Annotated in this window: 19 protein-coding genes; 10 read left to right on the top strand and 9 right to left on the bottom strand. The window is 29.8% G+C overall.

What is annotated here, in order from left to right:
* On the bottom strand, nucleotides 1-525 hold the full coding sequence (locus V7R38_RS07975; protein ID WP_334057370.1) for a YkgJ family cysteine cluster protein: 525 nt from the start codon (nucleotides 523-525) through the stop codon (nucleotides 1-3).
* A gap of 76 nt (nucleotides 526-601) precedes the next feature.
* On the opposite strand from V7R38_RS07975, the gene argS reads away from it, so the two are divergent.
* The 8 genes from argS to V7R38_RS07935 all read left to right on the top strand — a co-directional run bounded on the left by argS (nucleotide 602) and on the right by V7R38_RS07935 (nucleotide 12,696).
* The gene (gene argS, locus V7R38_RS07970) at nucleotides 602-2,377 is read left to right on the top strand and encodes an arginine--tRNA ligase (RefSeq protein ID WP_334057368.1); all 1,776 of its coding nucleotides are present in this window, start codon (nucleotides 602-604) and stop codon (nucleotides 2,375-2,377) included.
* Between the two features lie 86 nt (nucleotides 2,378-2,463).
* Entirely contained in the window at nucleotides 2,464-3,852 is a 1,389-nt protein-coding gene (gene lpdA, locus V7R38_RS07965) for a dihydrolipoyl dehydrogenase (RefSeq protein ID WP_334057366.1), read from the top strand.
* A 222-nt stretch (nucleotides 3,853-4,074) separates the two neighbouring features.
* The gene (locus V7R38_RS07960; RefSeq protein WP_041383368.1) at nucleotides 4,075-5,088 is read left to right on the top strand and encodes a HEAT repeat domain-containing protein; all 1,014 of its coding nucleotides are present in this window, start codon (nucleotides 4,075-4,077) and stop codon (nucleotides 5,086-5,088) included.
* A complete protein-coding gene (locus tag V7R38_RS07955; protein ID WP_015480551.1) occupies nucleotides 5,089-6,585 on the top strand; it encodes a glycosyltransferase family 2 protein in 1,497 nt (498 codons plus the stop codon).
* A gap of 20 nt (nucleotides 6,586-6,605) precedes the next feature.
* The gene (locus V7R38_RS07950; RefSeq protein ID WP_334057364.1) at nucleotides 6,606-9,542 is read left to right on the top strand and encodes a tetratricopeptide repeat protein; all 2,937 of its coding nucleotides are present in this window, start codon (nucleotides 6,606-6,608) and stop codon (nucleotides 9,540-9,542) included.
* 98 nt (nucleotides 9,543-9,640) lie between these two features.
* On the top strand, nucleotides 9,641-11,746 hold the full coding sequence (locus V7R38_RS07945; RefSeq protein WP_334057363.1) for a DUF4838 domain-containing protein: 2,106 nt from the start codon (nucleotides 9,641-9,643) through the stop codon (nucleotides 11,744-11,746).
* A gap of 20 nt (nucleotides 11,747-11,766) precedes the next feature.
* Nucleotides 11,767-12,291, top strand: a complete 525-nt coding sequence (locus V7R38_RS07940) for a DUF1573 domain-containing protein (RefSeq protein ID WP_334057361.1) — start codon at nucleotides 11,767-11,769, stop codon at nucleotides 12,289-12,291.
* Nucleotides 12,292-12,315: 24 nt separating this feature from the next.
* Nucleotides 12,316-12,696, top strand: coding sequence for a LysM peptidoglycan-binding domain-containing protein (locus V7R38_RS07935; protein WP_334057359.1), 381 nt, complete (start codon nucleotides 12,316-12,318; stop codon nucleotides 12,694-12,696).
* A 49-nt stretch (nucleotides 12,697-12,745) separates the two neighbouring features.
* Here the strand turns inward: V7R38_RS07935 and V7R38_RS07930 are convergent, their stop codons facing one another.
* Nucleotides 12,746-14,233 carry a hypothetical protein gene (locus V7R38_RS07930; protein ID WP_334057358.1) on the bottom strand — a complete coding sequence of 496 codons (1,488 nt, stop codon included), beginning with the start codon at nucleotides 14,231-14,233 and terminating at the stop codon, nucleotides 12,746-12,748.
* A gap of 138 nt (nucleotides 14,234-14,371) precedes the next feature.
* Here V7R38_RS07930 and V7R38_RS07925 point away from each other — a divergent pair, with 138 nt between their 5' ends.
* Nucleotides 14,372-14,974, top strand: a complete 603-nt coding sequence (locus tag V7R38_RS07925; protein WP_334057356.1) for a hypothetical protein — start codon at nucleotides 14,372-14,374, stop codon at nucleotides 14,972-14,974.
* Here V7R38_RS07925 and rlmF read toward each other — a convergent pair.
* A complete protein-coding gene (rlmF, locus tag V7R38_RS07920; protein ID WP_334057354.1) occupies nucleotides 14,971-15,825 on the bottom strand; it encodes a 23S rRNA (adenine(1618)-N(6))-methyltransferase RlmF in 855 nt (284 codons plus the stop codon). The two genes, V7R38_RS07925 and rlmF, sit on opposite strands and share 4 nt — an antisense overlap.
* Nucleotides 15,825-17,417, bottom strand: coding sequence for a bacillithiol biosynthesis cysteine-adding enzyme BshC (gene bshC / locus V7R38_RS07915; RefSeq protein ID WP_334057352.1), 1,593 nt, complete (start codon nucleotides 17,415-17,417; stop codon nucleotides 15,825-15,827). The genes rlmF and bshC overlap by 1 nt, the downstream gene beginning before the upstream one ends.
* Before the next feature lie 203 nt (nucleotides 17,418-17,620).
* Here bshC and V7R38_RS07910 point away from each other — a divergent pair, with 203 nt between their 5' ends.
* On the top strand, nucleotides 17,621-20,095 hold the full coding sequence (locus V7R38_RS07910) for a M14 family metallopeptidase (protein ID WP_334057350.1): 2,475 nt from the start codon (nucleotides 17,621-17,623) through the stop codon (nucleotides 20,093-20,095).
* A gap of 42 nt (nucleotides 20,096-20,137) precedes the next feature.
* Here V7R38_RS07910 and rimO read toward each other — a convergent pair whose 3' ends face one another.
* The 5 genes from rimO to rpmG all read right to left on the bottom strand — a co-directional run bounded on the left by rimO (nucleotide 20,138) and on the right by rpmG (nucleotide 24,848).
* Nucleotides 20,138-21,493 (bottom strand): 30S ribosomal protein S12 methylthiotransferase RimO, encoded by a 1,356-nt coding sequence (gene rimO, locus V7R38_RS07905; protein ID WP_334057348.1) that lies wholly within the window; start codon nucleotides 21,491-21,493, stop codon nucleotides 20,138-20,140.
* A 57-nt stretch (nucleotides 21,494-21,550) separates the two neighbouring features.
* Nucleotides 21,551-23,197, bottom strand: a complete 1,647-nt coding sequence (locus V7R38_RS07900) for an amidase family protein (protein WP_334057347.1) — start codon at nucleotides 23,195-23,197, stop codon at nucleotides 21,551-21,553.
* Between the two features lie 90 nt (nucleotides 23,198-23,287).
* On the bottom strand, nucleotides 23,288-24,259 hold the full coding sequence (gene ftsY / locus V7R38_RS07895) for a signal recognition particle-docking protein FtsY (protein ID WP_334057345.1): 972 nt from the start codon (nucleotides 24,257-24,259) through the stop codon (nucleotides 23,288-23,290).
* A 200-nt stretch (nucleotides 24,260-24,459) separates the two neighbouring features.
* Complete coding sequence (locus V7R38_RS07890) at nucleotides 24,460-24,612, bottom strand: DUF4295 domain-containing protein (RefSeq protein WP_015480564.1); 153 nt, start codon at nucleotides 24,610-24,612, stop codon at nucleotides 24,460-24,462.
* 53 nt (nucleotides 24,613-24,665) lie between these two features.
* Nucleotides 24,666-24,848, bottom strand: a complete 183-nt coding sequence (gene rpmG, locus V7R38_RS07885; protein ID WP_015480565.1) for a 50S ribosomal protein L33 — start codon at nucleotides 24,846-24,848, stop codon at nucleotides 24,666-24,668.
* Nucleotides 24,849-24,856: the final 8 nt, after the last annotated feature.

The following is a 24,856-nucleotide window of genomic DNA, read 5'->3' as shown; positions in this document are numbered from 1 at the left end:
TTATTTCCTACGTTTTTTCTCTTTATACTCATAAGGCATTACGTTTTTTAAATTCTCAACAATATTATATGTAGCTGGACATACAAATGTATTGGCAATAGTTAAATCAGTAATTTGAATAAATTTTCTTCTATCTGTGTGAGGGTATTCTGCACAGGCTTTTGGGCGAACATCATAGATAAAACAGGTATTATCTGTTTCATCTAAAAAAGAACAAGGAGAAGATTTTAGAACCATAAAATCATCTTTATCTCTCTCTAAATATTGCTCAATAAAATCTGCAACCTTCATTTTTAAGTGTTTAGAAATACGTTCTATATCTTTAACCGTAAAAATTGGGCTAGTAGTTTTACAACAATTACCACAATCTAAACAATCTGTTTTTGCAAATTCTTTATCATGCAAATCTTGCATAACGTAATCTAAATTTTTAGGTGTACGTTTTTTTAAATTTGCAAAATATTTCTTGTTTTCTTTAAGTGCTTCTTGAGCCAATTTTGGCAATTGTTCTAATCGTTTTTGCATTTGCGAAAATTACGATATTTACCTTTAAAAATATGCTTATTTTGTGTATTTTCGCGACTTAATTTTTTAGGGGTTTATGAATATTCAGCATATAATAGAAAGCAATGTTAAAAAAGGTTTTTCAACCTTGTATAATACAGAAATTCCTTCTGTAGAGTTTCAAGCAACTCGCAAAGAATTTGAAGGTGATATTACTGTTGTTGTTTTCCCAATGTTACGATTTAAGAAAGGAAATCCTGTTCAAATTGGTGAAGATTTAGGAAAGTATTTGGTAGAACATGTTTCAGAAATTACAAATTACAATGTTGTAAAAGGATTTTTAAACCTAGTAATTTCAGACGCTTTTTACTTAGATTTTTTCAACTCGATTTATAAGAATGAAAATTTTGGTACATCAGCCGCTAAAGAAGATGAGAAAGCTATTATGGTTGAATACTCATCACCAAACACAAATAAACCACTTCATTTAGGTCATGTACGTAATAATTTACTTGGTTTTTCTGTTTCAGAAATTATAAAAGCTTCAGGTAAAAAGGTTTACAAAACACAAATAATTAACGATAGAGGTATCCATATTTGTAAGTCTATGTTGGCTTGGCAAAAATTTGGAGAAGGTGAAACACCAACTTCTACTGGCTTAAAAGGAGATAAATTAGTTGGTAATTATTACGTAAAATTCGATCAAGAATATAAAAAAGAAATTGCAAATTTAATTGCAGAGGGTAAAACTGAAGAAGAGGCTAAAAAAGAAGCACCATTACTTTTGGAAGCACAAGAAATGTTGAGAAAATGGGAAGCTGGAGATGATGAAGTAGTTTCACTTTGGAAAGAAATGAATGGTTGGGTGTATGATGGCTTTGAAACTACATACAAAAATATGGGTGTCGATTTTGACACTTTGTATTATGAAAGTGATACTTACCTGTTAGGTAAAGATGTGGTAGCCCAAGGTTTAGAAAAAGGTGTTTTTTATAAAAAAGAAGATGGTTCTGTTTGGTGCGATTTAACTGATGAAGGTTTAGACGAAAAAATTGTTTTACGTTCAGATGGCACAGCAGTTTACATGACTCAAGATATTGGTACAGCCATACAAAGAGTAAAAGATTTTCCTGATGTTGGTGGTATGGTTTATACTGTAGGTAATGAACAAGATTACCATTTTCAAGTGCTATTTTTAATCCTGAAAAAATTAGGATTTGATTGGGCGAAACAATTGCATCATTTAAGTTATGGAATGGTAGATTTACCTTCTGGAAAAATGAAATCTAGAGAAGGTACAGTTGTAGATGCAGATGACTTAATGGTGGAAATGACAACAACTGCTAAAGAAATTTCTGAGGAGTTAGGAAAATTAGATGGCTATTCTGATGATGAGAAAAACGAACTGTATAAAACCATTGGTTTAGGAGCATTAAAATACTTTGTTTTAAAGGTAGACCCTAAGAAAAGAATATTATTCGATCCAAAATCATCAGTAGACTTTCAAGGAAACACAGGTCCTTTTATTCAGTATACATATGCCAGAATTCAATCAATTATTAGAAAAGCTGAATTTGATTATTCAAATGCAGTAACTATTGATTTGCATGAAAAGGAAAAAGAATTACTAAAACAGTTGGCTTTATTTCCAGAAACTATACAACAAGCTGCTTCAAATTATTCACCTGCAGTTATTGCAAATTATACTTACGATTTGGTAAAAGAGTTCAATTCTTTTTATCAAAATGTTTCAATTTTAGGGGAAGAAAATCAAGATAAAAAAATATTTAGAGTACAGTTATCTAAAAAAGTAGCAGATACTATAAAAATAGCGTTCTCTCTATTGGGTATGCAAGTACCTGAAAGAATGTAAACAATAAAGAGTTTAAACTTTTTATATTAACAATCATTGTTTAAATTTGCTTTTGGCAAAATCATCAATTAGAAAATAATAAAATCATGAAATACGATATTATAATTATTGGAAGTGGACCTGGAGGTTATGTTACAGGAATTAGAGCTTCTCAATTAGGTTTTAAAGTTGCAATTGTAGAGAAAGAATCTTTAGGAGGAATCTGTCTTAACTGGGGTTGCATACCAACAAAAGCATTATTAAAATCGGCGCAAGTTTATGATTATTTAAAACATGTAGATCAATATGGTCTTAAAGCAGAAGCTATAGACAAAGATTTTAATGCTGTTATAAAACGTAGTAGAGGTGTTGCAGATGGAATGAGCAAAGGTGTTCAATTCTTAATGAAGAAAAACAAAATTGATGTAATTAATGGTTTTGGTAAAATCAAAACTGGTAAAAAAGTAGATGTAACTGCAGAAGATGGTACTGTAACAGAATATTCTGCAGACAATATTATTATTGCAACTGGAGCACGTTCTAGAGAATTACCAAACTTACCACAAGATGGCGAAAAAGTAATTGGTTATAGAAAGGCAATGACTTTACCTAAACAACCAAAATCTATGATTGTTGTAGGTTCTGGAGCTATTGGTGTAGAATTTGCACACTTTTATAACACAATGGGTACAGAAGTAACTATTGTAGAATATATGCCAAACTTAGTTCCTGTAGAAGATATTGATATCTCAAAACAGTTCGAACGTTCAGTGAAAAAATCTGGAATAAAAGTGATGACAAACTCATCTGTAGAATCTGTAGATACTTCAGGAGAAGGTGTTGTTGCCACTGTTAAAACTAAAAAGGGAGAACAAAAATTAGAGGCTGATATTTTATTATCTGCAGTTGGAATAAAATCTAACATCGAAAATATTGGTTTAGAAGATGTTGGTATCATTGTAGATAGAGATAAAATTTTAGTAAACGATTACTACCAAACTAACATTCCAGGATATTATGCGATTGGAGATGTTGTGCCTGGTCAAGCTTTAGCACACGTTGCTTCTGCAGAAGGTATTACTTGTGTAGAGAAATTGGCTGGTTTACATACAGAACCAATAGATTATGGTAATGTTCCTGGTTGTACTTATGCAACTCCAGAAATAGCATCAGTAGGATTAACAGAAGCAAAAGCAAAAGAAGCAGGTTACGAATTAAAAGTTGGTAAATTCCCATTCTCTGCTTCAGGTAAAGCAAAAGCAGCAGGTACACCTGATGGTTTTGTAAAAGTTATATTTGATGCTAAATATGGTGAGTGGTTAGGTTGCCACATGATAGGTGCTGGAGTTACTGATATGATTGCAGAAGCAGTACTTGGTCGTAAGCTAGAAACAACTGGTCATGAAGTGTTAAAAACCATACATCCTCACCCTACAATGAGTGAAGCTGTAATGGAAGCTGTGGCTGATGCTTATGATGAGGTAATTCACCTATAAAATATGACAGTTCAAAGAAAAACGTCATAACAGAAGTAGCTTTTATAGTATTTTTGGAGAAGTAAATCCCCCACTAAAACGATTAAATTAAATTTAGAAAATCAATAAATGGGTTTCGTTGAGTGGTTTCTTTCTTTTGTCTATAAGATAAAGACCTTCCCCTTAATAATACAAATAACAATTGTATTAACAATTGTATTCATTGTTGCAACTATTGCATTAATGATTACTATTGGTACAATTAGAAGAAGACATAACAGATTACAGAAAACACTAAAAAATAGTGTACCTGAAATTGTTAAATTGTTTTCAGAAATTTTGTTTACAGAAAAAGAATTTTCAGAGCAAGAGATATTCTCAGACTTTGAAGAAGTTGTAGATGAAGTTAATAGGGAGTCTTTAGATATTGCTGTAGATGTTTTGGTCGAATTTAAAAACGACCATAGAGAATCAGAAAAATATCCTTTAATTATTAGTGCATTAGGCATTGTTGAACATTTGGAGCGTAAATTCGACTCACGTTCTAACAAAGAAAAAATTGATGCATTTCAAGAAGCTTTTGTATTAGATTTAAATAAATTTGATTCAAAAGTTTTACGTTATGCTTACAGTAAAAATAAAGTCATACGTAAAGAAGCAAGAAACTCTTACCTAGCACTTAGCTCCAATGATCCTTACCGATTTTTTGACGAATTTGATCGTGATTTAAGTAAGTGGGATGAAATAGAATTAATGCAATACCTTAAACTGCAAAAAGAAAGAGGTAACTTAGAAGGGTTAGGAAAATGGATTAACTATTCTAAAAACGATTCTTTAGTAGTTTTTCTTATTAAAATGGTTGGTTACTTCAATCAAAAAGGTATTGACGAAATTTTGTTAGAAAAACTAGAAGATGAAAATGCCTTGGTTAGAGCACAGGCTATTTTAACATTAGGAGAATTGCATATTTCTGAAACAGAACAAGATTTAATTGATAGGTATTATACTGAGCCAGAAATTTGTCAAGTGGCCATTGTAAAAACCATTAGAAAATTTAATAGTGGTAAATCTTTAATGTTTTTAAATGAAATATTTAAAGAATCTAACAATACAGATACTAAGAAAATTATTGCTGAGGCAATCTTAAATTATAGTTATGAAGGTAAAATTGCCTTTCAAAATTTAAAAAGTACACTAAAGGGTTTCGAACTTACCATTTTGAAACATGTAGAAACTCCGTTAATTAAATATAAATAGATGTTTGAAATTTTTGTAAAAGTTTACGAGTATTTTATATTTTTCTATGCTACTGCATTAATCCTTAGCTACATAGTATTAGCTATCTTTTCTTTTATTGCTATCAACAGGTATAAAAGTTACAATACAGATATAGATGATGAAGAATTATTAAGCTCTCACCTTGCACCAGGAATTTCGGTAATTGCACCTGCATATAATGAAGAAAAAACAATTATTGTAAATGTAAAATCATTATTAACCTTAAACTACCCATTATTTGAGGTAATTATTGTTAATGATGGTAGTAAAGACAAAACATTAGATTTATTAATAGAGGAGTTCGATTTAGTAGAAGCACCATTTGCCTACACAGAAAAAATTAAAACAAAACCTTACAAAAGAACCTTTAAATCTACCAATCCAAAATACGATATTCTTACTATTGTAGATAAACACAATGGTGGTACTAAAGCAGATGCCTTTAATGCAGGTTTAAATGCATCCGTATTTCCATATTATTTAAACACAGATGTAGACTGTATTTTAGCGAGGAACACACTAACTAAAATGATTAAACCCATTTTAAATGCAAAAGTTAGGGTAATTGCTGTAGGTGCAACTTTAAGAATGTCTAACAATTGTGAAATTGAAGAAGGTGTAATTACAAGAGTAAGACCACCAAAAGCTTTAATTCCACGTTTTCAAGAATTAGAATACATTCGTTCGTATTTGTTAGGAAAAATGGGTTGGGAGTTAATTAACTCTGTGCCTAATGTTTCTGGAGGTTTAGGAATGTTTGATAAAGAAATAGCCATTAAAGCAGGTGGTTATGGTGCAGACTCTCATGCAGAAGACATGGATATGATGACACGTATGGCTGCCCATATGATGAACAACAGACTTGATTATAAAATAGGATATATACCTCTTTCTTGTTGTTGGACTGAAGGTCCACCAAATTTACAGATTTTAGGACGTCAACGAACAAGATGGGCCAGTGGATTATTTCAAATGTTTAGTGAACATAGAAAAATACTTTTTAACCCCGGTTACAAAAGACTAGGTATGATAACATTTCCATACATTTTTATATTTGAGTTTTTAGCGCCAATTATAGAAGCATTCGGAATTTTATTCTCTATATTTTTATTATTCTATGGTTATGTAAACTGGACGTTTGCCCCATTAATTTTATTATACTCATACACGTTTGCATTAATGATTTCATCTATTGTAATTATTTGGGATCAAATGACGTTTAAATATTACAACACAACAAGAGAAGTACTCACGCTGTTTTTAACAGCATTTATAGAACCTATAATTTATCACCCATTAATTATGTTCTTCTCATTAAAAGGTTATTTCAGTTTTATTACATCGCAAGAACTTGCTTGGGGTACAATGACAAGAAAAGGATTTGACAATGATGACAAGAACAAAAAACAAGATGGAGATGGAAAGAGTTCAGGAGATAGCAGTGCTTCTAAAGATTTTGAACCAATAAAAACATAAGTTACATAGTTTATTCAATTATGAAAATAAATAAATCTATAGGTATTTTAATTGTGATGTTATTATCACAAATAAACTTACAGGCTCAAGAAACATATGATTCTTCGGATTTATATTTTGAAAACGCAAAAGCCAGTATTGCCGAAGAAAATTTTACAAGAGCTGCCAAATTAAGTTGGAGAGGATTACAATTAGCACCTGATGATTTGGATTTAAAGACCCTTCTTGGTGCTGCAAATCTTCAATTGGGTAGATATGATACTGCTAGATGGGTATTAAGACAGGTATATGAGAAAAGACCAAAAAATACAGATATCTTAAAGTACTTAGTAAATATTGAACAAACTACGCAAAGATATTCTGATGCTATTTGTTTTGTGAACGAACTTTTAGAAATTACTCCATACTCTAGAGGTTGGCACATGCGTAAAATTGCCATTTATAAAGAAATGGGTAATTTCGAAGAAGCAGAAAGAGCTTTAAAACGTATTTATCAAATTTACCCTAATGATAGTCAGCTAAAAGAAGAATACAATTACATAATGATTGGTGATGGTGACGAAGCCATTAATAGTAAAAATTATGAAGAAGCTAGTGAAATTTATAAAACCATAATTACCAATACTCCAGAAAACAAAGATGCGTATATAGGTATAATTAGAAACGAAATGCAAAAGGGTAATCCTGAAGCAGCTTTACAATATACCAATAGATCATTATTAGAATTACCTTTAGATAGAGAACTGGTTGAAAAGAAAATAGGTTTATTAGAGGCTTTAGGCAGGCATGAAGAGGCAATTGTTTATATAGAATCTAAACCAATCAAAGACGCTTTTCCTGATATTTATAAAAATACAAGACCTTATTTAATGCAGCAATCTGCAGATTTTAATGAGTATAATGATCCTTATGAAATCAATAAAAAATTGGCAGAAACTGGTAATTCTGTTGCCTTAGATTATGTTATAAAAAATGCTTTAGGTAAGGGTTATTATGTAGATGCTGAGTACTTTTTAAATATCGCTTTAAAAAGAAGTCCAAACTCTAAAGACTATTTGATTAAACAAATGGAGCTTTATAAAGCTACTTTAAATACTGAAGAATACAACAAAGCAGTTTTAGAATTACATGAAAAATTTCCAACGGATACAGATATTACTTATGCTTACAATAAGTTAATGTATGATACTGCTAAGAATTATGTAGCAAGCAATCAAGACCAATTAGCATTGCCAATTTTTGAAGAGTTAGTATCATCACCAGATTTTCAAAAAGAAGCTGAACAACAGATTTATGGTATTTATATTTCTCAACAAAAATATGATGAAGCTACAGATCAAATAGACAAATTAATAGGTTTAGACCCAAACAATCCAGATTTTTTAAGAAGAAAATCTACCTTATATCAAGAAATGGAATTGTTTGATGATGCCTTGGAAATCACTAGAAATTTAGAGCAAAACTATCCTTTAAATCAAACTTACCCAGCTTTATATGTAGATCAAATTGAAGCATATGCCACTTATTTAATGAGAGAACAAAGGTATAGAGCTGTAATACCAGTTGTTGAAGATGGGTTATCTAGAGAAAATAATAACAAAAGATTATTAGATATAGCTATTAATGCTGCTTCTGCTATACCAGATTATGAAAAAGGAATCAATTATGGTTTAAGTGCTTTAAGTTTTTATCCTAACAACAAAAATTTTAAACTTAAATTATCTAATTTATATTCTCAAAATCAAGAATATGCAAAAGCAAAAGGGGTTTTAGATACTTTAAGAACAACTTATATTTACGATAGAAAAATTAAAAATGCTTTAGCTGAAGTACTATTTTACAGAGCAAAAGCGCAGGAAGAAGATGGTTTGGTAGAAGAAGCTTTAGTAAATTACGATTCTGCTGTATCTCTAAATCCAGATGATAGAGGTTCTTTAATGAGAATGGTTAATTTACACATTACTCAAAAACCTAGTAATGAATCTTTAGAATTTATAAATGAAAAATTAGAGGAAAGACCAGATGATAATTTCCTAAAATATAAAAAAGGTATTGTTTTTGAATTGTTGAAAGAATACGATTCTGCTTACTACTATCAAAAATTTAGAGAAATAGACAATCCTTTTGAAAAGCAAGAATGGAACTTAGTTCTAGAAACACTTAGAGCTGCACAACTTAAAAATCAAATTGCAGCAACCTATCTGCAAGCAACCTCAGATTCTATTGCATTTAGTACCTCTTTAGCCAGTTTAAACTATAGTAGGGAATACACTAAAATGACTTATGGGGCAGACATTAATTATGCTGCAAGAACCTCTGGAGTTGGTGTTCAAGGTGGAGTAAATGTATCTAGAATTTTTACGGAAACTATTTACGCTGATGTTGGTTTATTAGTAGGAACACGTTTTTTTCCGAAGTTTAAACTGTATGGAAATGCGTATAAAGGTTTTAAATCTGGCTATGAAGCTCAAGTTGGGCTAAGTTTTGCAAGATTACAGAATGATCAGAACTATTTAACCTTAAGTCTTGGAGGCTCTAGAACTTGGGAAGATATTTGGGTACAAGCAAGGCTCTCCTTCTCTCCTACTTCTGTTCCTTTTGTAGACAACACAACCATACCATCTACAACCACATTTCAGAGCTTTCTCTATACCAATGTTATGGTTCAAGCACGGATTAATGTAAACGCAAGAAAAGATTATTTCTCTGTAATTGTTTCAGGTGGTAGTGCTCCATTTGACCAACAGTTAGAGTTTCAAGATAATACCTTCTTAAACTTTACAAATGTAATGGTTGGTGCTGGTTATATGTATCATATGACACCAAGATCATCATTGTTAGTAAATGGAACGTGGATTAATTTCTTAAGTAACCAAACTACAAGCAACCAAGTTGTATTAGATCAAATTTATACCAATCAATACAATTTATCTGTTTCGTTTATTACTAGATTTTAAGTTCATCTCTAAATTTAAAACAGCTAATGTTTAAAAAATACATCTTCTTAACCTTATGTTTTTTAAGCTTTATATCATGTGCGCAAAACAAAGTTACTTTGTACTCTAAACAACATAATATTGCTCCTAAAATTAGCATTCCACTTGCTGCTGATATTTTGGTGAGTAATGCTGCCAATGATTTTAATGCAAAGTTTAAAAAAATTACTGGCCAAGCTTTACAAATTGAAAGGAGTAATAGTTTAAATAAAAACAGTAATTATATTTTATTAAGAGTTAACCCTACTCAAAGAGATGCTTTCTGTGTTTACAAAAGAGACAGTAACATTACAATACAAGGCACTACAGCTCAAAACTTACTTTATGGAATTAGTGATTTCTTTAAAAGATACACCAACTTGAATTATGAAATTTTAGAAAATTCTTTAGAAGATTATCAGTTAACTTCAGATATCGAAATTCCTGAAGTTTTCAATCATTGTTCCTCTCCTACATTCGCATATCGTGAGCCTTACTATTCTCCTAATTTTAATCCTGATTTTAGAAATTGGTACAAAACAAATTACTTAGAATTAGAATGGGGTATTTGGGGTCATAACTTGCCTAAAATTTTAAAAGATTACGATTTACCTGAAACAGCTTATGCCAAAGTAGGTAAAAAACGTGTTGAAAGTCAGTTTTGTTTTACTAGTGATAGTCTTTTAAAGTTTACCAAAGAAAGTGTAAAACGTATTTATGATAGTGATCATGCATTGAATAAATTCATGATTTTACCAAATGACAACAGTTTAGTTTGTACATGTAGTACTTGTACAGCAGTTGGTAATACAGCTAAAGATGCTGCACCTGCCGTTTTTAGTTTTATGAATAAACTAGCACAAAGTAATAGAAAAGCAACTTTTTTTACAACTGCTTATGTTACTGTAAAAAATGTACCCAAATTTAAGCCAGAACCAAATACTGGCCTATTTTATAGTACAATAAGTATTCAAAAAGGTATTCCCATAGAAAAAAGTAAATATTTCGATCAGTTTGAGGAAGACATCAAAAAATGGAGAAATTACCTTCAAAACGTATACATTTGGGATTATACCGTAAATTTTGACAATTACTTTGATATCTATCCTACTTTAAAAGTTACACAAGAAAATTTAAAGTTGTACAACAAACTAGGAGTTAATGGTGTTTTCTTACATGGTAGTGAGTATAACTACAGCACATTTGAAAAATTAAAAGCATCTGTTTTAGCCAAATTACTTTGGAATCCCAATTTAGATATAGACCAAGAAGTAACCTCTTATTTTAATGCCAAGTATTCGAAAAAACTAGCAGAAGTTCTAGGTAACTATTACAACTTTATAACTGAAGCTTTTTATTTAAGTAATAAAGAATTATCTATTTATAGTGGAATTCATGAAACCGCTAAAAAGTATTTAGACCCAAAAGTTTTCTTTGCTTTTTACGATGAGTTTGATACACATACACAAGCAAATAAATTTGATAAAGACTATCTCCAAATTGCAACAGCTTTAACTTTTTTAAAGTTAGAAATTATGAGAGATTATGGGTTTGGTCAATATGGCTTTGCTAATCTTAATGATAAAAATGAAATCATTGTAAAAAATGATGCTGCAATTTTATTAGATCATTTAACTGCCTATAGCAAATCTGCAAAACTAGATACGTATAATGAAGTAGGTTATCAACTAAAAGATTATATAGATAGTTGGAGAAAAACCATCTACAGAAATCATAAAAAGAAAAATTACTTCTATAAAAAGCCTTTTGAAGTAATTTCTAAGATGGATGAAGATTACACAAACACAAAAGCGTTAAACGATGGTGCATTTGGGTTAAAAGATTACAATACAAATTGGCATATTGCATCTATAGATAATTTAACTCTTAAAATAGAGAAAGAAACCATACAAAAATCAGAAAAAATAACGTTTACGTTTTTACAAGATATTAAACACAACATTTTTTTTCCTAGTTCTATTGAAATAATGGATGAAAAAATGAAAATCATAAAAAGATTAAGATTGCCTCTAGATGATATTAAATTAGACACAAAAGAGGTTACTATAGATTTGCCAACATCTTTTGATAGAAAAGATTTGCCAGATACTTTTATTGTTAAAATCACTAAAAGCACTATAGAAGGTAAGAATGCATTAGCATGTGATGAAATTATTTTTAATTAAAAAAGATTAAATTTACAATGATGAGAAAATTTATTTTACTTCTATTTATAGCAATAACCTCAATTTCTTGTGAATTAAGAAAACCAGATATAGAAAACGTTCGTAAAACAAAAATGGAGATTATAGATCCTGAACGTCATTATTATCCTATTTTACGTGGTTCAGAAATTACAGCTACCTACAAGTTTTATAATAGAGGAAATGAGCCACTAATTTTATATGATGTACAAGCCTCTTGTGGATGTATAGACATAGATTTCCCTAAAACTTCTATTGGTAAAGATGATTTTGGATTTATTGTTTTAGATTATGACAGTGCTAAGAATATAGGCTATGTAGAATTTTACGTAACGATTTTAGCCAATACAGAAAAAGATGTATTTACCACTATTAAGTTTGACTTAAATGTGGTTACCTCTCCTCATTACACACAAGACTATGAAGAAATCTATTTAAGAAGAAGAAAAGAAAAACTAGCAGGAGAAGTTGATGGTGATTTAACACAACAAGGTTACTATACAGACGAAGAAAGAACTATTAGATAATAGTTAAGAATTAACTAAAATAAAATGAATATGAAAGCAAAATACCAAAGTGTATTAGATTTAGGAGAAAAATTAAACATCAAAAATGGAGATGTTAAAGAAGAAGATGGAAAATTAAAAATTTGGGGGACTGCTCATACACAATTTGAAAAAGACCTAATTTGGGATGAAATAAAATCTGTTGGAGGTGACAACCCAAGCGATTTAATGGCAGATATTAAGGTGGATGACAAATCTGTATATGCATATCATACTGTAGAAAAAGGAGAAACGTTAGGGAAAATAGCAAAACATTATTATGGTAATGCATCAAAGTACACTGTACTCTTTGAAGCAAATACAGACCAATTAAAAAGTGCTGATTTAATTCATCCAGGTCAAGAATTAAAAATTCCTAATCTATAAGATTTGAATTTTAGAATAGAAAAACCGAAGTTTTAAACTTCGGTTTTTTTTATATCAATGAATTTTTTAAACCATTTTCTATATTAAGCCAAAAGTAATTCCAAAAAGATTTTGTTTGGTCTCTCTTTACTTCTTTTATTTCTGCATCAGCCAATCCTCTCCTAGATTCATCTTTAACAAATAAGTTTACCAGCCAGCTTAAAACTTTCTTTTTATGCTTTTCTTGATCTAAGATTCTTAATTTAAGATCTTCAAAATCCATTTGCATTTTACCATTAGAAATATAATTATTCCCTTCTATATCAAAATACATTTTATGTATGGCACCATCTACTTTTACATTCATAGTTGGTAATAAAAAAGAACTCATATCTTCAGACTTTAAATTAAATAAACTACCATTCAACCTAAAATCATCTTCTTTATTATTTATATCAAAAGTCCATTTAATATTTAAAGGAGAATCTTTCATAAAACTAGTTTTAATTTCAGCTACAGTCATTTTCTCTTCTTTAAAATAAGAATTGTTAATGTTGGTAATATTTGCCTCTAAATCATTAAAAACAAGGATTCCAGCTTTATTTTCTTTCTTGGTTAATTCTTCATAAACTAACTTAGAGTTATTAATTTGTAACGTTTTTACATCTAACTTTAAAGGTAATTGTCTAAGACTTTTGCTATACAAATTTTTATGTTTTCTAGAATGTTGCAGAACTGTAGCATCTAAGTACAGATCAAAATTAGTTTCATCAATTACAATTTCATCTACACCTAAAAACAAGGAATCTTGCTCTTCTATACTAAAGTTTGAAAACTTTATTTTTTTTGTAAATAAATTTAATAACTCTTGCTCTTTCTCTACAAAATAAATGTATTCTTTTCTAGTCTTGGTAGGTTTTACAAATAAGCTATCAATAACCAAATCATTATTAGTGATTGAAATTTTACCAATTGAAAAATCTTGAACTTCAGATAATGTAGTTTCAAAATGATTAATTTCAGAAGTTATATTTTCTATAGTAAATGGTATTTTTTTTGATGAATTTAAATCTAATGCAAAATCATCTAAAGAAACATCTAACGATTGAATTTTAAGAGGATAATTATTTTTTTTCTCAATAGCTACCTCAATATTTTCGAGAGAAATGTTATCAATATTTAAAAATGATAGTTCTTTATTGTTTGTAGAATCTACTTGAACTGTATCTACTTCGTTTTCAATTAATTTACCAACAATTTTAGCGTTCGAAATTTTAAAACCATTAAAATGAATTTCTTTTTTACTGAAATATTGATAGTAAGATAGGTCTTCGATGCTAATATTTTCAGCAGAAATTGTTAAGCTATCTTTTGCATAAAATACTTCTGCTAATTCTAGATTTCCACTAAGAAAACTAATATCTAAATCAGCATACGAAACACCTTCAGACTTTAAATAAAAGGCAACTTTTTTTGCAGCATAATTATCTAAAACCTTAAAAATTACAAACAAAATTAATGCAACAATTAAAATTTTAAATGGCTTTTTTTTACCCATGATTTTTGGTTAATTAATCGATTTAAAATATAGTGCAAAAAAATGAATTGAAAAGCCAATTCTTAATTAAACAAAAAAAATGAGTTTTCAAAAGTCATATTTTATTTAAGATTGGTACTTTTACGCAAAACCTAAACATTGATTCTTAATACTGAAAAATTTACTAAAGAGTTTCTAAAGTCGTTTCTTAAGCTAATAATAGCAGGAGTTTTTATAGGTGTACTCAAAAAATACGATGAATTAATTGCGTGTATTTTAATTTTAAAAATTATTCATAATATCTATATAGAAATAGTATTACCAAAACAAAATAAAAATTGGTTATTACTAATTGGTATGCTTTTAACTGGTTTTGGAGGTATTGTAGGCGAAACTTGGGGTGTTGCAAATGGTTATTGGGAATATCATGTGGTTACTAAAGCTATACCTTTATGGGTGCCCTTTGCATGGATGCTGGCCTTTCATTTCTTGTACAAATTAGAACGAAATTTAATTCCACTTTTAGAAGATCAAACACAGAAAAATAAAATTATTTTGGCAATAATTTTAGCTTTAATTTTACCTGCTTTTGGTGAAATAGTTACTATTTATTTAGGGGTTTGGACCTATTATTGGCCTTATCAAATACTTGGTGTGCCTTTGTATGCATTTTTGTGCTTACTGTTTGTGCATATGCTAGTGTATGTAATTTTACACTTTATTTGCAAGAAATATAAAATTAACGATATCGTTTATCATTAAAATCTCCAACAGACAATTCGTGTAACCTTATTTCCTTGTTGCATTGGTATTGTTTTAAATTCTGTAACTCCTAATTTTTTAGAGGAAGCTTTTAAACTTTCTACATTTTCTTTTTTAGAAACCAAACTTGTAAACCATTTGCTCTTTTTGGGTTGCAAAGAACTTTCATATAAATAGGTATGTAAAAATGCTTTTTCACCTCCAACATACCAAAGTTCGTTATTATTACCAGAAAAATTACGAACAGCGTTATTTCCTAAATTTCTACTTTTTCGTTTGTTAGCTCCTTGAGCTTCTTCTGCAGATTTGTAGAATGGAGGATTACACATGGTTGCTGAAAAGAAATCATCATCTTCTAAAATATCTTTAAGAATATGTTCTTCTTTAAATTGTTGACGTAATTCTATGTTATCAGTAAAATTATTATCATCAATATTATCTTGAGCAGTATCTAAAGCATCTAAATCTATATCTGTAGCAACAAAACTCCAGTTGTATTCTGCAACTCCTATTAAAGGATAAATACAGGTTGCACCAGTACCAATATCTAAAATCTTGATATTCTTTTCATTGCCCAACAATTCGTTTAAATGATGAATATAATCCAATCTTCCAGGTATTGGAGGACATAAATTTTCATCTGGAAAATCCCAAACAGAGATGTTTTTATAAGTAAACAACAAAGCTTTGTTGAGTTCTTTTACAGCCTGTGGATTTGAAAAATCGATAGTTATTGAATTGTATTTATTGGTAATAATAAATTCTTCCAAAATTGGATTTTGTTTTACCAAAACATCAAAATCATATCCTTTATTAAATCTATTTTCTGGATGAAGCCCTTTATTTTTCATTAAATTTCTAAGATTGTAAATTCTAATTGCAAAGGGTTTAATTCCTCTTTTAATATGTTTAAAAATCTAGACCCAAATTCTAAATAATAGTTCGAAAAGTTTCGTTGTCGCTCTTCTAAAGATTCGTTTGGTAATATTTCATTTTGCAATAGCGTAATTCTATCTACCAAATCTTTCTGTCTGCGTTTTTCTGCTCTGAGTAGACGTTTCTCAAGGTTTTCTAAACCTTTAATTTGCTTTCTTTCCTGAGCATTTACGGCATTTAAAAAAGTAACATCCGTTTTTATGGCAACTTCTTTTAAATCTTTAAATTGATTTTTTAAAAATTCAATTTTATTAGAGAAATCAGTTTCAATATCTGTATTTGCTACTACTTTTTTTGATATTAAATCAAACTGATTAGAGAAAATTTCCTTTTTAGAAATATTCAATTTTTCTAATTTACCAGCTTGTTTTTCCGAAATAACCTGCACAGAATTTCTTAATAATAAAATTGGAAAAGGTACATGTACTTCATTAAAATACCCTTTTAGCTCTAGCCAATAAGCCAATTCTCCTCCTCCACCAATATAACATAGATTGGGTAAAATTACTTCTTGATATAAAGGTCTCATAATTACGTTAGGAGAAAATGCTAACGGATTTTTCTCTACCTCCAACAAAATTTCCTCTTTTGTAAAAGAGTATTCTGTGTTAAGTACCTTATAAAGTTCATCTTCAAAAATAATGCGCTCTCTAAAACCTTGCCCTAAATAAAACAGATTTAATTCTCTAGGATTAACTTGAATTTTATAATTTTTTTCTAATTCATAAATTGATTTAGAAACGGCTTTAAAAGATGATTCTTGTTGCAACTCTTGCTTTACAAATGGGGCAAATAAAGTTTTTAGCTTTGCATCATCTCCATCAACAATAACCAAACCATAAGCTTTAAAAATTTCATTAGCTATAAAACGAGTGGCATCAGCTAAATTATTATGTTCTAAATATCCTTTCGTAAATAAACTTTTTAAATAAATGGCATTTTTAGAATTACCTAAATGCTCAGAAAAAACATCAAAAACTTCTTTTAAACCTTCTGTAGAGAATCTACCTACTGCTCCACCATCTTTTCTATTCCAAGCTACTTTTTTACCATCAAAATTAAAATAATTAATTTCATCAAAATCATGGTCTTCTGTGGCCATCCAATAAATAGGAACAAAATTATTATCAGGAAATTCTTTAGATAGCTGTTCACATAAGTTTATGGTTGAAAATATTTTATATAAGAAATATAAAGGTCCTGTAAATAGGTTTAATTGGTGACCTGTGGTTATTGTAAAGGTGTTCTCCTCTATTAGTAATTCTATATTGGATTTCGTTTCTTCAGAAACCTGAAACTTGTCATATTGTTCAGTTAATGCTGAAGCTAAAACCTTTCTATTTTCTACTGGGAATGAGTTTTCTTTTTCTACTAATTGTTTTCTAAATCCTTCTAAATCAGGAAAATTATTATAAAATGGTTTAAGATTTTCATTTTGCTCTAAATAATGATGCATTATTTCTGAAAAAAAACCAGTTTCTTGAAAAGGAATGTGTGTTACTTTCATAATTAATAACGCCTTTTATTGCAACACTCAGAATCTAAAATAGAAATCATATAGTTTGGTTAAATTTTCGATAAAAATACAACTATTTTAAGCGATGTTAAAAATTGTAAAACGCTCTAACATATTTTTAACTTCATCAGGAAAAGGTCACTATAATTAGTAAATTATATTGCTTACATTTGGAGAAATTCAAATTTAAATTCATGAAAATTAAGGCGTTTTTCTTTTTATTTTTAATCTCATCAATTTCAGTTTTTGCACAATCAGTAAAATCTCCAGCAGAATATTTAGGTTATGAAATTGGTAGTAGATTTACAAGACATCATCAAGTTGTAGATTACTTTAAATATGTAAGTAACACATTGTCAAATGTTAAATTAGAAAAATATGGTGAAACCAATGAACATAGAGAGTTGTATGTTACCTATATCTCATCTCAAGAAAACATCAATAATTTAGAAACGATTAGAAAACAAAATTTATCTCAAACCAAAAACAGTAATACTAGTACTAATGATAAAGCTATTGTTTGGCTGAGTTATAACGTGCATGGAAATGAGGCTTCAAGTACTGAAGCTTCTATGTTAACACTTTTTGATTTAGTAACAAATAAGAAAGAATGGCTAGAAAACACTGTTGTTATTATAGATCCTTGTATAAATCCTGATGGAAGAGATCGTTATGTAAATTGGTACAATCAAGTAAAAAGTACTCCTTTTGATATTGGGCAAGATGCCAAAGAACACCATGAACCATGGCCTGGAGGAAGACCAAATCATTATTTATTTGATTTAAATAGAGATTGGGCTTGGGCTACACAAGTAGAAAGTCAGCAAAGAATTAAAATTTATAATAAATGGATGCCTCATATTCATGTAGATTTTCATGAACAAGGTATAAATAATCCTTATTATTTTGCACCTGCTGCTGAACCATTTCATGAAATTATTACAGACTGGCAGCGTGATTTTCAAACCCAAATAGGAAAAAATCATGCTAAATATTTTGATAAAGAAGGCTGGTTATATTTTACAAAAGAGAGCTTTGATTTGTTATATCCAAGTTATGGAGATACCTACCCTACTTTTATGGGTGCAATTGGTATGACATATGAACAAGCTGGTCATGGAAGAGCTGGTTTAGGTATTGAGACAGATGAAGGTGAAGTATTAACTCTAAAAGACAGAGCAATTCATCATAAAACGACAGGATTATCTACTGTTGAAATAGCATCTAAAAATGCCGAAAAATTAAATGTTGAGTTTAAAAAATACTTTAATAATGATAATGTAAAGTATAAAAGCTTTTTAATTAAGAATGAAAATCAAGATAAAATTAATCGCTTAAAATTACTATTAGATAAGCACGAAATTAGTTATGAAACTGCTAAAGGAGGTACTGTAAAAGGGTATGACTTTGCAACACAGAAAGAAGCTAAATTTAATGCTTCTAATAATGATTTGGTAATCCATACAGATCAACCAAAAGGGAAAATGGTTAATGTACTTTTTGAACCTTCAGCAAAGTTGGTAGATTCTTTAACTTACGATATTACTGCTTGGTCATTACCTTATGCTCATGGTTTTAACGCCATTGCATCAAAATCGAAAATTACCGCTACTCGTTACAATGAAAATGATCTGATATTTAATGCTACTATTGATAAAAATGCTTATGCCTTTATTTTTAAATGGAATAGCTTAAATGACGCTACTTTTTTAGCCGATTTATTACAACATAATATTGTACCTCGTTTTTCTGAAAAACAATTTACAACAAATGGTAAATCGTTTGAAAGAGGAACAATAATCGTTTTAAAAAATGATAATAAAAGTCCTGATTTTTTAGTTAAGCTAGTAAAAATAGCCTTTAAACATAAAAGAGAAATTACATCAACCTCAACAGGTTTCTCTGATGCTGGAGTAGATTTTGGCTCTTACTCTGTGAAACCAATCAATAAACAAAAAGTTGCTTTGCTTTCTGGTGAAGGCACATCTTCATTAAGCTTTGGTGAGATTTGGCACTTTTTCGAAACAGAGTTAAAATACCCATTAACCATTATTGATTCAGATTATTTTGGAAGAACAGATTTCTCGAATTACGACGTTATTATACTTCCTAATGGATATTATAGTAGTATTTTAAATAAATCTACTTTAGATAAATTAACTTCTTTTGCCAGATCTGGAGGTACAGTTATAGCAATAGGAAGTGCATTAAATAGTTTTGCTGATAAAAAAGGATTTAGCTTAACCAGAAAAAAACTTGAAGATAAAAAAGACAATAATCTATTGCCTTATGCAACTCAAGAAAGAAATAATGTAGAAAATTTAATTACTGGAGCAATCTTTAAAAGTACCATAGACACTACGCATCCTTTAGGGTTTGGTTACAACAGTGAATACTTTTCTTTAAAATTAAGTGGTAGTACCTACAACTATTTAAATTCTGGCGTTAATGTTGGTTATTTTGATAAAAATGCCATAAATGTTTCTGGTTTTGCAGGTAAAAAAGCCTTAAAAAATGTACCAGAATCACTTTTATTTGGAGTAGATGAAAAAGGTAGGGGAAGTTTTGTATATATGGTTGACAACCCTTTATTTAGGTCTTTTTGGGATAATGGAAAGTTATTCTTAGCAAACGCCGTTTTTCTCTTAAATTCAGATCAATTAAAATAAATAAAAAAACCACTCTTAATTTGAGTGGTTTTTTTGTGCTGATTATTTTGTTCTTTTTTGATGCAAAGGTTGTGGCTTTTCTTGCTTCTTAACAGGTGTTCCATACAAATCATAATCTCCTGCTTCATAAATTTCTACATCTATAAATTCACCAATTTTAATATAATGCTCTCTAGCATCTACCAAAACATCATTATCTACATCAGGTGAATCAGACTCTGTACGTCCGTAAAAATATTCTCCATCTTTTCTATCAAACAAACATCTAAATGTTTTGCCTACCTTTTGTTGATTCAATTCCCACGAAATTTGAGATTGAACTTCCATAATTTCATTTACTCTTTTAAACTTTACTTCTGCAGGAACATCATCTTCCAATACATAAGCACCAGTATTTTCTTCATGCGAATACTCAAATGCACCCAGTCTTTCAAAACGCATTTCTTCTACCCAATCTTTTAACTCTTGGAACATTTCTTCAGTTTCACCAGGATAACCTACAATAAGGGTAGTTCTGATTGCCATTTCTGGAACTGCTTCTCTAAATTTGTAGATTAAAGCCGTTGTTTTTTCATGAGTTGTACCCCTTTTCATAGATTTTAACAACTCTGTATTGATGTGTTGTAAAGGTATATCTAGATAGTTACACACTTTAGGCTCACGTTTCATAACCTCTAAAACATCCATAGGAAAACCTGTAGGGAAAGCATAATGCATTCTAATCCATTCTATACCATCTACTTTTACAAGGGCTTCTAACAATTCAGCTAATGCACGTTTTTTATAGATATCTAAACCATAATAAGTTAAATCTTGTGCTATAAGCATAATTTCTTTAATTCCTTTTTCTGCTAACTTAGTAGCTTCAGTAACTAAATCTTCAATTGGAGTAGATCTATGTTTGCCACGCATTAAAGGAATTGCACAAAAAGAGCAAGGCCTATCACAACCTTCTGCTATTTTTAAATAGGCATAATGTTTTGGAGTAGTTGTTAAACGTTCACCAATTAACTCATGCTTATAATCTGCTTCTAAAACCTTTAATAAATTGGGTAAATCATGAGTACCAAAATATTGATCTACATTCGGAATTTCCGCTTCTAAATCTGGCTTATATCGTTCACTTAAACAACCAGAAACAAAGACTTTATCCACTTCACCAGCCTCTTTTCTTTTTGCATAATGCAAAATAGTATCTATAGATTCTTCTTTTGCCTTACCAATAAATCCACAAGTATTAATAACCACAATGTTTCCATCATCATTTACATCTTCATGAACCACGTTTTTACCATTGGCTTTTAATTGTCCCATTAAAACTTCACTATCGTAAACGTTTTTAGAACATCCTAAAGTAACTACGTTAATTTTATTTTTCTTGATGGTTTTTGTACGCATTCCGTTTTTATTTAAGCGAGTGCAAAAATAGTACTTTTTAAATGATTGATATTCTTTCTATTGATAGTTTTTAGGCATTTTTCTAGCTTTCGTTAATTGCTCAAAAGCATAGCCTAATTCTAATAAATTTCTTTCCTCAAAAGGTTTACCCACAAAGGTTAAACTTATTGGTTCTCCAGAAGTTTTATACCCCATAGGAACAGTTAAAGTAGGATGAAATGAAACAGCTGCAATACCTGAATGATAATTGTTAATAGATAAAATAGCATCTAAATCCTCACTCTCTAAGGCCTGTAAATACTTATTTGCTTCTGTCTTTAATTTTTCTTTAATAACTTCTAATTCTGCAATTGTAGTTACATCTCTTTCTATACCCTCAAAAAGTTGCTGCCCATAAGGAGCTCTTAATAAAGAATCTTTTTTATTAAACTCAATTACATCTTTTACATTTTTAATGAATAATGATTTATCTGCATTTTCTGATAAATATTTAGGTAAATCATACTTCATATCAATATTCAATAAAGTCACAAATCCGTTAAATGAAATTTCAGGTGGCGTAATTTCTACTATTTCCACACCTACTTTTCTCATTTTCTCAATATTTAAAGCATAAATTGAATCTGATAATAATGGTTTAAAAACACCAATTCTTTTACCCTTAAAACTATTTCGAAATCCGTTTTGAACATACTCTTCATCAATTTCTTTGGATTTGCTATCATTTTGATCAAAGCCTCTCATTGCATTCATAAAGATGGCATTATCAATTACATTCTTAGTCATTGGTCCAGGCGTATCTAAAGTGCTAGAAATAGGCACAATTCCTGTTCTACTCAAAACACCAATGGTAGGTTTTAAACCTACTACAGAATTCTGACTTGAAGGTGATGTAATAGATCCTGACGTTTCTGTACCCACAGCTGCTACAGCAAAATTTGCGGCTACAGCTACTCCACTTCCAGAAGAACTTCCTCCAGTTTCAAATTCAGCTCTTCCATAAGGATTTAGGGTTTGACCACCAATGGCTGAATAACCTAAAGGACACCCAGAACAAAAGAAATAAGCCCATTCACTTAAATTTACTTTTCCTAAAATAAGGGCTCCATTAGCTCTTAGTTTTTCAACTATAAAAGCATCACTTTTCGTATAATTTCTTCGCAAAGCCAATGCACCAGCAGTGGTAGGCATTTCTTTTGTATTAATATTATCCTTTAATAAAATAGGCATTCCATACATAGAAAATTCTGAAACGTTCGATTTATTTGCATCCTTTTCTCTAGCCTCTTTTAATACATTAGGATTTAAAGCTATAATTGAATTTAAAGACAAGGTAGAATCACTTTCGAACTTTCTAATTCTATATAAATAAAACAATGTTAATTTTTCATAAGATAAAGTACCATCTTTTACATGACGTTGTAAAGTGGGAATATCTTTCTCCAAAATAAGAGGTTTCAAATTATTATATTCTTCATCAGAAAACTTCTTTAATTCTGACTGGAATGGTTTATAAACTTCATTCATATCTAAAACTTTAGATTGAAAAAGTTTAAATTTCATTCGGCCATTTTTATGATTTTGCTGAGCCTCTAAAGCAGCAGTTTCATCATACTTTTTAAATTGAAACTCAGCTTCTTTTTCCTGATTCTTACAAGAGATTAAAACCAGTGAAGCAAATAGAAATATAAGTGATTTTTTCATTACAGTAAATTTATAGTCAAATATAAGAAACAAAAAACACCTTTTATGAAAAACATAAAAGGTGCCTTTATAATTTTAAGAAGTAAGCTTTTATTTAAAGAAAGAATCTACAAACTCTACTTTATTAAAAACTTGTAAATCATCTATACCTTCGCCTACTCCAATATATTTTACAGGAATCTGAAATTGGTCTGATATACCAATAACAACTCCACCTTTTGCTGTACCATCTAATTTGGTAACTGCTAAGCTTGTAACTTCTGTAGCTTTAGTAAATTGTTTGGCTTGCTCAAATGCATTTTGCCCTGTAGAACCATCTAAAACCAATAAAACATCATGAGGTGCATCAGAAACTACCTTCTGCATCACACGTTTTATCTTTGTTAACTCGTTCATTAAATTTACTTTATTGTGTAAACGACCTGCAGTATCAATAATAACAACATCTGCATCTTGTTTAACTGCAGATGCTAAAGTATCAAATGCTACAGATGCAGGATCTGAACCCATTTCTTGACGAATTATTGGCACATCTGTTCTGTCTGCCCACACTTGTAATTGATCTATAGCTGCTGCTCTAAAAGTATCTGCAGCACCTAAAACGACTTTTAAACCTTGTTTTTTAAATTGACTTGCCAATTTACCAATAGTCGTGGTTTTACCTACACCATTTACACCCACTACCATTAAAACATAAGGCATTTTCTTACCCTCTTTTTTAGGTATTTCAGGTATGGTAAAATCGGTTTCGTTACCAATGTTCGTTTCAGAAAGCAAGCCTGCTATTTCTTCACGAAGAATTGCATTTAACTCATCTGTACCTACATACTTATCTTTAGCAACTCTAGCTTCGATTCTGTCAATAACTTTTAAAGTGGTATTTACACCAACATCAGAAGCTACTAAAACCTCTTCTAAATTATCTAAAACATCATCATCTACTTTAGATTTACCAGCAACAGCTTTAGATAGTTTACCAAAGAAACTTTCTTTAGTTTTTTCTAAACCTTTGTCTAAAGTTTCTTTTTTCTCTTTTGAAAATATATTTTTAAAAAAACTCATATCTTTTATTGATTTAAATATCAAGAATTAAAAAATGCTGATATCTAATTTATTGTTGCTGTAATTGCTGAATAGACTGTTTCAAATATTTGATTCACAATCATACACAAAATACAGTGTATAAAAATACGTAATTATAAGGCATAAAAAAAACTACTTTCTATTTCTAAAAAGTAGTTTCTAAATTATATATAAGTTGATTATTTTTTTGCTAAAAATTTATCAACTTCTGAAGGATCCATAATTGCTTCAACAAACATGTAAGCTCCTGTTTTTGGAGACTTTACCATTTTTATTGCTTTACTTAATCTTTTTGATCCTGTTTGTAACGATGCTACTGATTTCTTTGCCATGTTAAAATGTTTTTAATCTATGTGCTCTATTCTGAGTTCTAGATTGTTTAGAATTACTTAATTTCTTTGTGAACAGTCATTTTCTTTAAGATAGGATTAAATTTCTTAATCTCTAATCTATCTGGAGTGTTCTTTTTGTTCTTTGTAGTAATGTATCTAGAAGTACCTGCTTGACCAGATGCTTTGTGCTCTGTGCACTCTAAAATTACTTGAACTCTGTTTCCTTTTTTTGCCATCTCTGTAT

Source organism: Polaribacter sp. P097, assembly GCF_036864555.1.
Taxonomy (GTDB): domain Bacteria; phylum Bacteroidota; class Bacteroidia; order Flavobacteriales; family Flavobacteriaceae; genus Polaribacter.
This window is presented reverse-complemented; position numbering and strand designations above follow the sequence as displayed.